This is a genomic window from Corticibacter populi, from assembly GCF_004217315.1.
Lineage (GTDB): Bacteria > Pseudomonadota > Gammaproteobacteria > Burkholderiales > Burkholderiaceae_C > Lampropedia > Lampropedia populi.
Window position 1 is genome coordinate 431,690 of the sequence record NZ_SGWR01000002.1, and the last position, 13,766, is coordinate 445,455.

General features: G+C 67.4%; 14 protein-coding genes. 9 read left to right on the forward strand and 5 right to left on the reverse strand.

Annotated elements, in window-relative coordinates:
- Window positions 1-16 precede the first annotated feature (16 nt).
- Entirely contained in the window at window positions 17-1,309 is a 1,293-nt protein-coding gene (locus EV687_RS08135; RefSeq protein WP_122231087.1) for a multifunctional CCA addition/repair protein, read from the forward strand.
- A gap of 32 nt (window positions 1,310-1,341) precedes the next feature.
- Here the strand turns inward: EV687_RS08135 and EV687_RS08140 are convergent, their stop codons facing one another.
- The 5 genes from EV687_RS08140 to tal form a co-directional block, all read right to left on the reverse strand.
- On the reverse strand, window positions 1,342-2,211 hold the full coding sequence (locus EV687_RS08140) for an SDR family oxidoreductase (RefSeq protein WP_122231089.1): 870 nt from the start codon (window positions 2,209-2,211) through the stop codon (window positions 1,342-1,344).
- Window positions 2,212-2,290: 79 nt separating this feature from the next.
- Window positions 2,291-2,944, reverse strand: coding sequence for an LPS export ABC transporter periplasmic protein LptC (gene lptC / locus EV687_RS08145; protein WP_122231091.1), 654 nt, complete (start codon window positions 2,942-2,944; stop codon window positions 2,291-2,293).
- A complete protein-coding gene (locus EV687_RS08150) occupies window positions 2,941-3,498 on the reverse strand; it encodes a KdsC family phosphatase (protein ID WP_122231093.1) in 558 nt (185 codons plus the stop codon). The genes lptC and EV687_RS08150 overlap by 4 nt, the downstream gene beginning before the upstream one ends.
- A gap of 80 nt (window positions 3,499-3,578) precedes the next feature.
- Window positions 3,579-4,589, reverse strand: coding sequence for a KpsF/GutQ family sugar-phosphate isomerase (locus tag EV687_RS08155; protein ID WP_122231096.1), 1,011 nt, complete (start codon window positions 4,587-4,589; stop codon window positions 3,579-3,581).
- Between the two features lie 51 nt (window positions 4,590-4,640).
- Complete coding sequence (gene tal / locus EV687_RS08160) at window positions 4,641-5,588, reverse strand: transaldolase (protein WP_122231098.1); 948 nt, start codon at window positions 5,586-5,588, stop codon at window positions 4,641-4,643.
- Window positions 5,589-5,756: 168 nt separating this feature from the next.
- Between tal and EV687_RS08165 the strand changes: the two genes are divergently transcribed.
- The 8 genes from EV687_RS08165 (at window position 5,757) to EV687_RS08200 (ending at window position 13,757) form a co-directional block, all read left to right on the forward strand.
- Window positions 5,757-6,197 (forward strand): DUF2069 domain-containing protein, encoded by a 441-nt coding sequence (locus tag EV687_RS08165; protein WP_122231100.1) that lies wholly within the window; start codon window positions 5,757-5,759, stop codon window positions 6,195-6,197.
- A 67-nt stretch (window positions 6,198-6,264) separates the two neighbouring features.
- On the forward strand, window positions 6,265-7,725 hold the full coding sequence (locus EV687_RS08170) for an FAD-binding oxidoreductase (RefSeq protein ID WP_122231102.1): 1,461 nt from the start codon (window positions 6,265-6,267) through the stop codon (window positions 7,723-7,725).
- Window positions 7,718-8,545, forward strand: coding sequence for a thymidylate synthase (locus EV687_RS08175; RefSeq protein WP_122231104.1), 828 nt, complete (start codon window positions 7,718-7,720; stop codon window positions 8,543-8,545). Before EV687_RS08170 ends, EV687_RS08175 begins: the two co-directional genes overlap by 8 nt.
- 383 nt (window positions 8,546-8,928) lie before the next feature.
- Entirely contained in the window at window positions 8,929-10,104 is a 1,176-nt protein-coding gene (locus EV687_RS08180) for a branched-chain amino acid ABC transporter substrate-binding protein (RefSeq protein WP_122231249.1), read from the forward strand.
- 72 nt (window positions 10,105-10,176) lie between these two features.
- On the forward strand, window positions 10,177-11,106 hold the full coding sequence (locus EV687_RS08185) for a branched-chain amino acid ABC transporter permease (protein ID WP_122231106.1): 930 nt from the start codon (window positions 10,177-10,179) through the stop codon (window positions 11,104-11,106).
- 4 nt (window positions 11,107-11,110) lie between these two features.
- The gene (locus tag EV687_RS08190; protein ID WP_207226414.1) at window positions 11,111-12,268 is read left to right on the forward strand and encodes a branched-chain amino acid ABC transporter permease; all 1,158 of its coding nucleotides are present in this window, start codon (window positions 11,111-11,113) and stop codon (window positions 12,266-12,268) included.
- Window positions 12,265-13,053: an ABC transporter ATP-binding protein gene (locus EV687_RS08195; protein WP_122231108.1), complete on the forward strand. Its 789-nt coding sequence runs from the start codon at window positions 12,265-12,267 to the stop codon at window positions 13,051-13,053. The genes EV687_RS08190 and EV687_RS08195 overlap by 4 nt, the downstream gene beginning before the upstream one ends.
- Window positions 13,050-13,757 (forward strand): ABC transporter ATP-binding protein, encoded by a 708-nt coding sequence (locus EV687_RS08200; protein ID WP_122231110.1) that lies wholly within the window; start codon window positions 13,050-13,052, stop codon window positions 13,755-13,757. The genes EV687_RS08195 and EV687_RS08200 overlap by 4 nt, the downstream gene beginning before the upstream one ends.
- Window positions 13,758-13,766: the final 9 nt, after the last annotated feature.

Consider the following 13,766-nt stretch of genomic DNA (forward strand, 5'->3'; position numbering starts at 1 on the left):
CCTCGCTGCCCGCGCCATGCCCGATTCCGCCGCCCTGCCCGCTCCCGCCCAGGTCTTCATGGTCGGTGGCGCCGTGCGCGACCGACTGCTGAGCCGGCCCGTGCACGACCGCGACTGGGTGGTGGTGGGCGCCACGCCGGCGCTCATGGAGCAGCATGGCTTCGTACCAGTCGGCAAGGACTTCCCGGTGTTCCTGCATCCGCTGACCCACGAGGAATACGCGCTGGCGCGCACCGAGCGCAAGAGCGGCCACGGCTACAAGGGCTTCGTGGTGCATGCCGCCCCCGACGTGACGCTCGAGGAGGACCTGGCGCGGCGCGACCTCACCATCAATGCCATCGCACAGGGCGAGGATGCCGGCGGCCAGCCGGTGCTGCACGACCCGTATCACGGCCAGCGCGACCTGCAGGCCAAGGTGCTGCGCCACGTCACCGGCGCCTTCCGCGAGGACCCGCTGCGCATCCTGCGGCTGGCGCGCTTTGCCGCCCGCTTTGCCGATTTTTCCATCGCCCCCGAGACCCTGGCGCTGATGCGCGAGATGGTGCAGGCCGGCGAAGTCGCCCACCTGGTGCCTGAGCGCGTCTGGCAGGAACTGGCGCGTGGGCTGATGGAAGCAGCGCCGACCCGCATGTTCGAAGTGCTGCGCGCCTGCGGGGCGCTGGCCGTCGTCCTGCCCGAGCTGGACCGGCTCTGGGGCGTGCCGCAACCGCCCGAGCACCACCCGGAGATCGATACCGGCGTGCATGTGATGATGGTGCTGGACATGGCCGCCCGCAGCCAGGCACCGCTGTCGGTGCGCTATGCCTGTCTGGTGCATGACCTCGGCAAGGGCGACACGCCCGCCGGCATGCTGCCGCGCCACATCGGCCATGAGGCGCGCAGCCGCCAACTCGCCAACGCCGTGGCCGCACGCCTGAAGGTGCCCAGCGAGCTGCGCGAACTGGCCGCACTGGTCGCGCAGGAACACGGCAACATCCACCGCAGCGAACACTTCTCGGCCGCCGCCGTGGTGCGCCTGCTCGAGCGCTGCGACGCGCTGCGGCGCCCGGAGCGTTTTGCCCTGGCCCTGTGGGCCTGCGAATGCGATGCGCGCGGCCGTCTCGGTCTGCAGGATCGCCCCTACCCCCAACGCCAGCGCCTGCTGCAAGCCCTGGCCGCCGCGCGCAGCGTGGACACGGCGCAGCTCGCTGGCGAAGCTGCGGCACGCGGGTTGCGCGGCGAACGCATCGGCCAGTTCATCCAGGCCGCCCGGATCGCCGCCGTGCAGGCGGCCCAGCCATCCATCGAACCCCGCCCCGAAACAAACTGAGGCGGACTGAGGCGGACGGCCCCTGCCCTCGTTCAGGGCTGCGGCCCGCCCTTGTCTTGCCCATCGCCAGGCGTCTTGCGCGGCTTGCGGCCACGGCCGGCCAGGGCCCAATCGAACAGCCAGTCGGGCAGCACGCGCAGCAGCCGCGCCAGCCAGCCCATCTGCCAGGGAATCACCACATAACTACTCTGGCGGGCAATGGCCGCCGCGGCTTGGCGGGCGAAGGCGTCGGCAGGCATCAAGAACGGCATAGGAAACGGGTTGTCCCTGGTCATTGCGGTGTCGATGAAGCCGGGGCTGATGGTCGTGACCTTCACGCCGCTGCCGCGCAGGTCGCCGCGCAGGCTCTCGCAATAGGCCAGCACCGCCGCCTTGCTGGCGCTGTAGCCGGCGTGGCCGGGCAGGCCGCGCACGCCCGCCACGCTGGCAACGCCCACCAGACTGCCGCTGCCACGTGTGCGCATGGGCCCGATGAAGGGAATGAAGGTGGCGGCCATGCCCAGATTGTTGGTCTGCCAGATCTGCTGCATGGCAGGCAGATCTTCCCAGCACCCGGTATCAATGCCATGGCTGATGCCGGCGCTGGCGATCACGACCTGCGGCAGGCCTTGCTGCGCCAGGCACTGCTCGGCCGCGGCGCGGATGCTGGCAGGTTCAGCCACATCGGCGGCATAGAGGCGGCACTGCCAGGGCGGCAGTTGCAGGTGCTCGCACCAGGCCTGCATCACGCTCAGCCGTCGCGCCACCAGCGCCAGGCGCCAGCCTTGCCGGGCATAGTGTGCGGCCAGGGCCTGGCCCAGCCCGCTGGAGGCGCCGGTGATGAACACCAGGGGCGCATTGGCATGCGCGTCGGTGGCGGCAGCAGTGGTGGGGGTGGAAGCGCCGGTTGGGTCGGTGTTCATGGCGGGCCTTGGCAGGTTCTGACGGCGCCCACGGCGCTCGCCATCGAAGATGGATACGGCAGCCTCGGCCTTCGGATCATCAGGGTGCGGGAGCCGAGGGTGCTGACGGTGCCGGCTGGATGGTGCTGCGCACCCGTCCGCTCAGGTCCATGCGCTGCTGGCGCTTGTCGTAGTCGAGCTGGTCGCCGGTCATGCGGTCCTGGCCGCGCAACAGCACCACGGGCTTGTCGCTGCGCACGCGCTCCTGCTCGGGCCAGACCTGCAGTTCCTCGCCCCGGAACTCCTGGCGCGGCAGGGCTCCCAGCGCATGCTGGATGACCACGGCATTGCCATGCAGGCTCAGTTCCGAGCCATCGGCATTGCTGGTGCCGGTGTCGGCGCTGGCGGTGGTCAGGCGCCCGTCGTCGCCAATGGCACGGATGCGCACCTGCTCGACCTCGAGCGTGTCCGTATCGGGCCGGTGGCGTGCCACATCGCCCATGATCTCGCTGCTCATCGCGCCGCCGGGCGTGTAATTGCGGATGACGAAATCGAACAACTGGTAGTCAGGTTCGCTGCCAGGCGCGCGCTGCGGCGCATCCTGCACCGTTGGCGGCACGCTGCGCGCCAGCCAGAAAGTGCCCAGCGCCAGCACCGCCATGGCGATCATCGGCAGGTAGACCGAGAGCTTGTCGATGCGGTAGCGCAGGCCGCGTTTGCGCCGGCCGGATGGGGCGGTCAGGCTTGCGTTCATGCGTCCAGGGCCTCCTGCAGCAATGCACCATAGCGGCCGCTGGCATGCAGCAGCAGATCGCAGAATTCACGCACCGCGCCATGGCCGCCAGCCAGGGAGGTGACATAGTCGGCTTCGGCCAGCACTTCGGCGTGGGCATTGCCGGGCGCGCAGGCGAACGCGCAGCGGCGCAGCACGGCCAGATCGGGCCAGTCGTCGCCCATGGCGGCGGCCTGCGACCAGTCCAGCCCCAGCGTGGCGAGCAATTGTTCGGCCGCCGGGCGTTTGCGCTCGGTGCCAAAGACGGCATGCTCGACGCCCAGCGCCTTCAGGCGCAGGCGCAGCGCCGGACTGTCGCGGCCGGTGATGACGGCCGGCACGATGCCGGCGCGCGCGATGAGCTTGATGCCGTGGCCGTCGAGCGTGTGAAAGCGCTTGATGCCCTCGCCTTCGGCATCGATGTAGAGGCCGCCATCGGTGAAGACGCCATCGATGTCGAAGAACACCACCCGCACCGGCGCGGCGCGGTCGAGCAGGGTGTCATCGAAGCGTTGGGCAATGGCGGTGACGGGCATGGCTGGGGCTCTCGCAAAAGGACGGGAAACTGGGGAAAAGAGAGGCTCGCAAGAGGCTGGCGCGGCTTTCGAACAGGTTCTCAGATCACCTTGGCGCGCATAAGGTCGCCCACGTGCACGGCACCGATCAGCACGCCCTGCTCGTCCGTGACCAGCAGGCTGGTGATGTGGTGGCGCTCCATCAGCTCGGCGGCCTGGGCCGCCAGCGCGGTGGCGGCGATGGTGCGCGGCGCCGGGTGCATCAGCTCGCCGGCGGTCTGCTGGCGCAGGTCGACGCCGGCCTCGATGTGGCGGCGCAGATCGCCATCGGTGTAGATGCCGGCCACATGGCCCTGGGCATCCACCACTGCGGTGGCGCCCATGCCCTTGGCGGAAATGGCATGCACCAGCTCGCCAAACCCGGCATGCAGACCCACGCGCGGCACGTCATCGCCGCTGCGCATCACGTCGCCCACATGCGTGAGCAGGCGCCGCCCCAGCGCGCCGCCGGGGTGCGAGCGCGCGAAATCCTCGGTGCGGAAGCCGCGTGCATCGGCCAGCGCGATGGCCAGCGCGTCGCCCAGCGCCAGTTGCACGGTGGTGCTGGCCGTCGGCGCCAGGTTGAGCGGGTCGGCCTCCTGGTCGACACGGCTGTCGAGCACGATGTCGGCGTGCAGCGCCAGCGCCGAATGGAGCTTGCCGGTGATGGCGATGATGGGCGCGCCCAGGCGCTTGATGATGGGCAGGATGCCCACCAATTCCTCGCTGGCGCCGCTGTTGGAGATGGCCAGCACCACGTCCTGCGCGGTGACCATGCCCAGGTCGCCATGGCTGGCCTCGGCCGGGTGCAGGAAGAAGGATGGCGTGCCGGTCGAGGAGAGCGTCGCGGCGATCTTGCGGCCCACGTGGCCGCTCTTGCCCATGCCGGTGACGATCACCCGGCCCTGGATCCGCAGCATGCAGGCGACGGCCTGGGCGAAGTGTCCATCCAGGCGGCCATACAGCGCCTGCAGCTGCTCGATCTCGATCTGGATGGTGCGGCGGCCGATGTCCTGCGCACGGGAGCCATCGAAATTGGCCGGTTTGTCGGCCAGTGGGGGGGATGCGATCATCGGCGCATTTTACCTGTCATGCCCCTGCCGCGCCGGGCCATGCCCGGGCCCTCAGAACCTGTTCACGATCTGCTCGAGCTTGACGGCATCGGCCGCGAAGGCGCGGATGCCTTCGGCGAGCTTCTCGGTGGCCATGGCATCGGCATTGAGGGCGTAGCGGAACTGGGCCTCGTCGTAGCTGACATGATCGAGCCGCGCGGCCTTGGCCGCGTCCGCATCGAGCTGGCGCGTGACCGCGCCCTCCGTCCTGGCCAGTTGCTCGAGCAAGTCGGGGCTGATGGTCAGCAGGTCACAGCCGGCCAGCGCCAGGATCTGCCCCACATTGCGGAAACTCGCGCCCATGATCTCGGTGCGGATGCCGAAGTGCTTGAAATACTCGAAGATGCCCGCCACCGATTGCACGCCGGGATCGTTGACGCCGGCGCGGGCCGCCTCGTCCCAGTTGGCGCCAGCCTGCTTCTTGTACCAGTCGTAGATGCGGCCGACGAAGGGCGAGATCAGCTGCACCTTGGCTTCGGCGCAGGCCACGGCCTGGCAGAACGCGAACAACAGCGTCAGGTTGGTACTGATGCCGCGCTGCTCGAGCTCGCGCGCGGCCTGGATGCCCTCCCAGGTGGCGGCCACCTTGATGAGCACGCGGCGCGTATCCACGCCCTCGGCCTGGTACAGCGCGATCAGGCGTTCGGCGCGCGTCAGCGTGGCATTGGTGTCGAAGCTCAGGCGTGCATCGACCTCGGTGGAGACGCGCCCCGGGATGATGCGCAGGATCTCGCTGCCAAAGCGCACGATGAGGCGGTCCATGCGCTCGTCCAGCGCGAGCGCGCGCGTGTTGCCCAGCACATCAGCCACCAGCGGCGCATATTCGGGCTTTTGCACGGCCTTGAGGATCAGCGAGGGATTGGTGGTGGCATCCTGTGGCTGGAAGGCCTGCAACTGGTGAAAGTCGCCGGTGTCGGCCACCACGGTGGTGTACTGCTTGAGAGCGTCGAGCTGGGTCATCTTGAAAAGGTGGAATGATGGCGATCCACGGCCTGCGTGCGATCTGCGGTTAGGCAGGCGCCCCGACCGGGCCAGCGCGCCTGTGCAAGGAGCCGAGTGTAGACCGTTTCCCAGCGCATGCCCCTGCATGCCCTTGCCATGCGGCACAGGCCGTAGAATGGCCCGCCTATGCCAGCCGCCCCGATCCGCTCTCCGTCCTCCACGGCCGATGCCGCACTGCCGCGCTGGATCGCGCGCTGCCGCCTGCTGGTGGTGGGAGCGGTGCTGGCGCTGATCGTGCTGTGCGTGGGCTGGGAGCTGTTCTGGGCCCCGATCGGCACCGGCGGCTCGCTGCTGGCACTCAAGGCACTGCCACTGTGCCTGCCGCTGGGCGGGCTGCTGCGCAACCGCCTCTACACCTATCGCTGGCTGAGCCTGCTGATCTGGCTCTACTTCACCGAAGGCGTGGTGCGCGCCACCACCGAGGCCGCGCCCGGCGCCTGGCTGGCCGCGCTGGAAGTGTTGCTGAGCCTGCTGGTGTTCGGCGGCTGCGCCGCCTACGTGCGGCTGCGCCTGCGCAATGGCCAGCGCCTGGCCCGGGTTGGCAAGGCGGGAGATAATCCGCGCTGACGGTTCACCGACGGCCCGCCAGGGGCCTACTGCCGCCCCATCATTTCCTCCATTTCATCCAGATACCATGCCAAGCAACGCTCTCATCGCCAAACTGCAAGCCATCGTGGGCAACGAACACACCCACACCGATGGCGACCTGTCGCTGTGGGAGCAGGACTGGCGCCAGCTCGCCAGGGGCAAGGCGCTGGCCGTGGTGACACCCGCCAGCACGGCCGAGGTGTCTGCCGTGGTGCAGGCCTGCGCCGCCGCCAAGGCCGAGGGTCTGGATGTATCCATCGTGCCGCAGGGCGGCAACACCGGCCTGGTGCTGGGCAGCACGCCCGACGATTCCGGCCACCAGGTGGTGCTGAGCCTGCGCCGCATGCAGGGCATCCGCGCCATCGACCGTGCCAACCTCAGCATGACGGTGGACGCCGGCTGCATCCTGCAAAACCTGCAGGATGCGGCGCGTGCCGAAGGCCTGCTGCTGCCGCTGAGCCTGGCGGCCGAGGGCAGCTGCGTGATCGGCGGCAACCTCGCCACCAATGCCGGTGGCACCCAGGTGGTGCGCTATGGCAATGCCCGCGAGCTGTGCCTGGGGCTGGAAGTGGTGACCGCCGACGGCCGCGTCTGGAACGGCCTCTCCGGCCTGCGCAAGGACAACACCGGCTACGACCTGCGCAACCTGATGATCGGCAGCGAAGGCACGCTGGGCATCATCACCGGCGCCACGCTGCGGCTCTACCCGCAGCCGGCCGCCACCAGCTGCGCGTGGCTGGCCGTCGATTCGCTGGAATTCGCCGTTGAACTGCTGTCGCTGAGCCAGAAGCACCTGGGCGCCGGCCTGACCGGCTTCGAGGCCATGGAGCAGGACGCGCTGCGTCTGGTGGAAAAGCACATGCCGCAGCTGCGCCTGCCCATCGACGCCACTGCCGGGCAAGCCTTCATCCTGCTCGAGTATTCGGACGACGAGAGCGAGGAGCGTGCCCGCACCCGCCTGGAAGCGCTGCTGGAGCAGGCCTTCGAGGCCGGCCTGCTGCTCGACGGAGCAGTGGCGCAAAGCCTCGACCAGGCCCAGCGCATGTGGGACATCCGCGAGCACATCCCGCTGGCACAGGCGCAGGAAGGCGTCCACCTCAAGCACGACATCTCCGTGCCCTCCTCGAGCATCCCGTCCTTCGTGGCACGCGCCAAGGCGGCACTGGCGCAAAGCCACCCGAGCGCGCGCATCATCAACTTCGGCCATCTGGGCGACGGCAACCTGCACTTCAATGTGCAAGCCCCCGAAGGCGCCGATGCCCGTGCCTTCGTCACCAGCGAAGCCCAGGCCGTGCAATCGGTCATCTACGACACCGTGGCCTTTTATGGCGGTTCCTTCTCGGCCGAGCACGGCGTAGGCCGCCTCAAGCCCGCCGAGCTGCTGCACTACAAGGACCCGGTGGCCCTGTCGCTGATGCGCGCCATCAAGCAGGCGCTGGACCCGCAGGGTCTGCTCAACCCGCGCGCCGTGCTGCCCATGCCTGCCCAGGAGCCTGCCCATGCCTGAGACCCCCGCCGCCACGCGCCCGGTGCGCCACCAGTATGAAGACCTGCTGCGCCACGTCTTCGAGCACGGCACGCCGAAAGGCGACCGCACCGGCACCGGCACGCGCAGCGTGTTCGGCCACCAGATGCGCTTCGACCTCGCCGAGGGATTCCCGCTGGTGACCACCAAGAAGGTGCACCTCAAGTCCATCATCTACGAGTTGCTGTGGTTTCTGCGCGGCGAACGCAACGTGCACTGGCTGCAGGAGCGCGGCGTGAGCATCTGGGACGAATGGGCGCGCGCCGACGGCGACCTCGGCCCCGTCTACGGCGCGCAGTGGCGCAGTTGGCCCACGCCCGATGGCGGCCACATCGACCAGATCGCGCAGGTCATCGAGACGCTGCGGCAGAACCCCGACTCGCGCCGCATCATCGTCAGTGCCTGGAACGTGGCCGAGCTCGACCAGATGGCGCTGATGCCCTGCCACGCCTTCTTCCAGTTCTATGTGGCGGACGGCAAGCTCAGCTGCCAGCTCTACCAGCGCAGCGCCGACCTGTTCCTGGGCGTGCCCTTCAACATCGCCAGCTACGCGCTGCTCACGCACATGGTGGCGCAGCAGACCGATCTGGCGGTGGGCGACTTCATCTGGACCGGCGGCGACTGCCACATCTACGACAACCACGTCGATCAGGTGCGCGAGCAGCTCTCGCGCACGCCCCTCCCGTACCCGACGCTGCACGTCAAGCGCCGGCCGGCATCGATCTTCGACTACGCCTACGAGGATTTCGAAGTGCTCGGCTACCAGCACCATCCGGCCATCAAGGCGCCGGTGGCGGTGTAACCCCCCCCTGCGCTCACCCCGGTCCTGGCTGGAAGGTGTCCATGCCAGCGGCCTTGCCGGGGAACCTGTCCGCACCAAAATGAAACATGCCGCGCCACGATGTGGCGTGCGCTGTGCCCGGGCCGCCGCCATTCTCCACCTGGCGCAAGGCCAAGGCGGCACCAAGATGGCGCCAGACCGGGCCCACTCCGCCAGCATTCCCCCCTTAAAGCCTGCTGAGCCGCTGTAGCACCGCAGCATCCACTCCCCGTCGACGATACGGGCACGGTACTTGCTTGACAAAATTCAAGCTACTTGAATGACATGCATATTGCTTGCATGAAAATTCAAATGGCTTGAATGCAACGCCGTATTTCGCTGTATTTACCTCGAAGGGGAACCAGGTGCAAAAGAAACATTCCGTCATCGCGGCCGCGATGCTGTCCGCCTCCGCCAGCCTGCTTTTGGCCAGTACGCCCGCAGTGGCCAAGGATGTCGTCAAGATTGCCTTCGTCGGCCCGCTCACCGGCGGCGTATCGGCCATTGGCCTGGGTGGCCGCAACTCGGCGGATCTGGCTGTTCGCCTGCGCAACGCAGACCCGCAATCGAAATACACCTACCAGCTGGTGACCCAGGATGACGAGTGCCGCCCCAACGTCGGCGTCCAGGTGGCCACCAAGGTCGCGACGGACCGCAACATCGTCGCGGGGGTGACGCATTTCTGCTCCGCCGTGGCCATGGGCACCGTCGGCGTCTACCAGCGCTTCGGCCTGCCGGTGGTGGTCTGGGGCGCCGTTCTGCCCGAAATCACCTATGCCAACGACTTCAAGGAAATCCACCGCGTCAATGGCACCATGATCAACCAGAGCGAAGTGGCGGCGAAATTCGTCACCGACCTCGGCTACAAGACCTGGGCGATCATCCACGACACGACCGACTACGGCAAAGGCCACAACAAGTACTTCAGCGAGTACCTGACCAAGAACGGCGGCACCATCGTCGGCACGTTCGGCGTCACGGCCGAGCAGCAGGACTTCACGTCCGAGCTGACCAAGATCCGCGAGCTCAAGCCGGACGTCATCTACTTCGGCGGCCTCACGCCCCTGGGCGTGCGCATCCGCACGCAGATGGAGAAGCTGGGCATTCCGGCGCAGTTTGAGGGAACGTCCGGCATCATGTCTGACGCCTATATCCAGGGCGTGGGCGCAGATCTCGCCGAGGGTTCGCTGGCCTTCCTGGAAGGCGCGCCGCTGGAAAAACTGCCGGGCGGCCAGTTCTTTTCCGAGCAATACCAGCAGCAGAAGTACAGCGAGCCGCCCGAAGCCTATGGCCCGTTCGCCTTCGCCGCAACCAATCTGATCATCGACGCCGTGGAGAAGGTCGGCCCCGATCGCAAGAAGGTGCGTGACGAGCTCAACGCGACCAGCGAAGTCGACACCGTCATCGGCAAGGTGACCTTCGACGACCACCGCCAGAACATCGTGCCGCTGGTGACCAAGTACGTGGTGGACGGCGGCAAGTGGGTGATCTGGGAAGACAGCGCGTATGCCTCCGGCGCCAAGAAGCTGAGCGGTCTGTAAACACCTGTGCGAGGAATGCGGCTGCGGCCGGCCGGAGCGGCCGGGCCGTCCGCAGCGCCAACGGGAGACACCATGAGTGAACTGGGACAATACATACTCAACGGGCTGATGCTCGGCATCATCTATGCCATGGTCGCCGTCGGTTTCACGCTGTTCTTCGGCGTGCTGGACGTGATCCAGTTCTCGCATGGCGATGTGCTGATGATCGGCGCCTTCGCCGGACTGGCCACCGCCATCGGGATGACCATGCTGGACATCGGCTCGCCCTGGCTCCAGCTGGCGGCGGTGGTGATCGCCGCCATCTTCGTGACCGGCCTGCTCGGCGCCGGCATCGCCAAGTTCCTGATCCTGCCGCTGCGCAAGGCGCCGCCGCTCAATACGCTGCTCGCCACGTTGATGCTGGGCACCGTCATCCGGGAGGCGGTCCGCCTGTTCTATCCGGACGGCTCCAACCCCAAGCCCTTCCCCCGCCTGCTGCCCACCAACGTGATCGAGATCGGCGGGCTTGCCGTGCGGCTGGACAACCTGATCCTGCTGGTCGCCGGTGCCGCCGCGATCGTCGGCGTGCACCTGCTCATCACGCGCACCCGCCTGGGCAAGGCCATCCGCGCCGTGGCGCAGGACGGCGAGACCGCGCGCCTGATGGGCATCAACTTCGAAGCGGTGGTGCTGCTGACCTTCGCGCTGGGCTCGGGCATGGCGGCGCTCGCCGGCGTGATGAACGGCCTCTACTACAACGAGATCAACTTCAACGTCGGGTTGCTGCTAGGCGTGATCGGCTTTGCCGCGGCCATTCTCGGTGGTCTGGGCAACATCTACGGCGCCATCATCGGCGGCTTCCTGTTTGCCGCATTGCAGGTGCTGGGCAGCGCCGCGCTGCCGGCGCTGGTGCCCGACATTCCCAGCGCCTACAAGGATGTGTTTGCCTTTGCGGTGGTCATCATCCTGATGGCCTGGAAGCCAACCGGCCTGATTGCCGAAAAATCCAGCGAGCGAGTCTAACGCCATGACCAGACCAACACGCAAGCCCGCCCTGGTGCTGGCCCTCGCCAGCATCGCGCTGACCTTCTACATGTGGCTGTTCCTGCATGCCGAAACCCAGGCCGGCATCGCGGCACTGCTGGCGGTGGCCGCCATTGCCGTGGCCCTGGCGCGCAGGACCGGCATCGCCGCACGGATCGAAGCCGCCGGCACCGGCCGCCCCGCCCTGGCACGCCTGCTGGCGGCCGGCTCGGCGCTCGCGTTGATCGCGCTGTTCCATGACCAGCATTTCGTGCTGCTCATGATCTGCGTGGTGCTGCTTTACGCCACCGCCGGCCTCGGATTGACCTTGCAGTTCGGCTTCTCCGGCGTTGCCAACTTCGCGGGCGCCGCGTTCTTCGGCATCGGTGCCTACACCACGGCCGTGCTGGCTGCGCACACGGGCATTCCGCACCTGCTGATCGTCGTGATCTCCGGCTTGATCGCCGCCGTCATCGGCTCGGTGCTGATCACCCCGGTGCTGCGCACGCGCGGCCACTACGCCGCCCTGGTGACCATCGCCTTCGGCATCCTGTTCAAGACCTTCATCGAAGTCAACGACGTCCTCGGCGGGCCGCAAGGCCTGCAGGTTCCCGGCATGGAACTGTTCGGCTACGCGTTCAACGACGGCTTCTCCATCTTCGGCCACGAAGTCTCGTTCTATGTGAGCTACGCGGTGCTCAGCCTCGCGGTGTTTGGCGGCATTTTCCTGATCGTCAAGGCGCTGGAGCGTTCGTGGATCGGCCTGAGCATGGACGTGGTGCGTACCGACGAGACCGCCGCGGCGACGTTCGGGCTGCACATCGCCCGCTGGAAGGTCATCGCGTTCATGATGGGCAATTTCTTCATCGGCATCGCCGGCAGCGTGTATGGCATGGTCACCAGCTTCGTGGCGCCCAACAACTTCACCTTTGCCGACTCGCTGCTGATGCTCTCGATCGTCATCCTCGGCGGGCTGGGCAATGCCGTCGGGCTGATTCCCGCCGCCGTGATCGTGCTGATGCTGCCGGAGAAGCTGCAGTTCATCCAGGAGTACCGCTTCCTGCTCTATGCGGCGCTGGTGATCGTCATCCTGCTGTTCCGCCCCGACGGCCTGCTGCCGCGCAAGACACGCCTGTTCTTCAGCCAGGAGGCCCCGCGATGAACCCGACGAAAACACTGGTCGATGTCCAGGACCTGACCATGCGCTTCGGCGGCCTCACGGCACTGGACAGGCTCGACATGACGATCCGCGAGGGCGAGGTGCTGGGCCTGCTCGGCCCCAACGGCTCTGGCAAGACGACCTTCTTCAACGTGCTCACGGGCCTGTACAAGGCCAGCGAAGGCGCGATCCTCTACAACGGCCACGACGTCATCGGCAAGCGCCCCCAGGAGATCTACCGCAGCGGCGTGGCGCGGACCTTCCAGCGCTCGCGCCTGTCGCTGCCCCTGACGGTGTTCGACAACATCGTGATCGGTGACTACCAGCACATGCACCACGGCCTGGTGTTCAACCTCTTTCGCCGCAAGGCCTTCCGCGCCGAGTACGACGCCTATGTGCAGAAGGTGCGCGAATTGCTGGGCATCTTCAGCCCGCCGCTGGTGGACCGGATGTTCGAGCCGGTGGAGACCTTCACCATGATCGACCGCCGCCGCATCGAGGTCTGCCGCGCGCTGCTGAGCCGGCCCAGGCTGCTGCTGCTGGACGAGCCCTCGGCCGGCATGACACATGACGAGACGCACGCGCTGATGGGCGACATCCTCGACGTGCGCAGCAAGCTGGGCAATCTCACGGTGGTGCTGATCGAGCATGAGATGAACGTGATCGAGCGCATCACCGACCGCTGCGTGGTGCTGAACTACGGCAAGAAGATCGCCGAGGGCACCTACGCGCACATCACGTCCGATCCGGCCGTGCAGACCGCCTACCTGGGAGAGGAAACCACATGAGCGCTTTGAGCGTCCAAGGCCTGAGCACCGGCTACGACAAGGTGAACGTGCTCCATGACGTGTCCATCGAGGTCGCGCCCGGCAAGATCACCTGCATCCTGGGCGCCAATGGGGCCGGCAAAAGCACCCTGATCCGCGCCATTCTCGGCCTGACCCCGCCACGCCAGGGCCGCATCCTCTGGGATGGCCGGGACCTGGCGGGCGAGAAGACGCACCGGATCGTCGCCAGCGGCATCTCCTGCATTCCCGAGGGCCGCAAGGTCTTTCCCCGCATGACGGTCGCTGACAACCTCGCGCTCGGCGCCTATCTGGAAAAGGACGCGGCGGTGGTGCGCAGGCGCCTGGAAAAGGTCTACGCCGTTTTTCCGCGCCTGCAGGAGCGCGCCGAGCAGCTGGCCGGCACCATGTCCGGCGGCGAGCAGGCCATGGTCTCGATCGGCCGCGGCCTGATGGCCGAGCCCAAGCTGCTGGTCATCGACGAACCCTCGCTGGGCTTGTCGCCGCTGTACGTGAAAGAGAACTTCAACGTCATCCAGCAGATCAACACGCTGGGCATCACGGTGCTGCTGGTCGAGCAGAATGCACGCCAGACGCTGGCGATCTCGCACCATGGCTATGTGCTGTCCCAGGGGCGCGTGGTGGCCGAAGGCAGCGCGGCGGCACTGGCGGCCAACGATGAAGTGAAGGCCGCCTACTTCGGCTGAGCCCGCAAA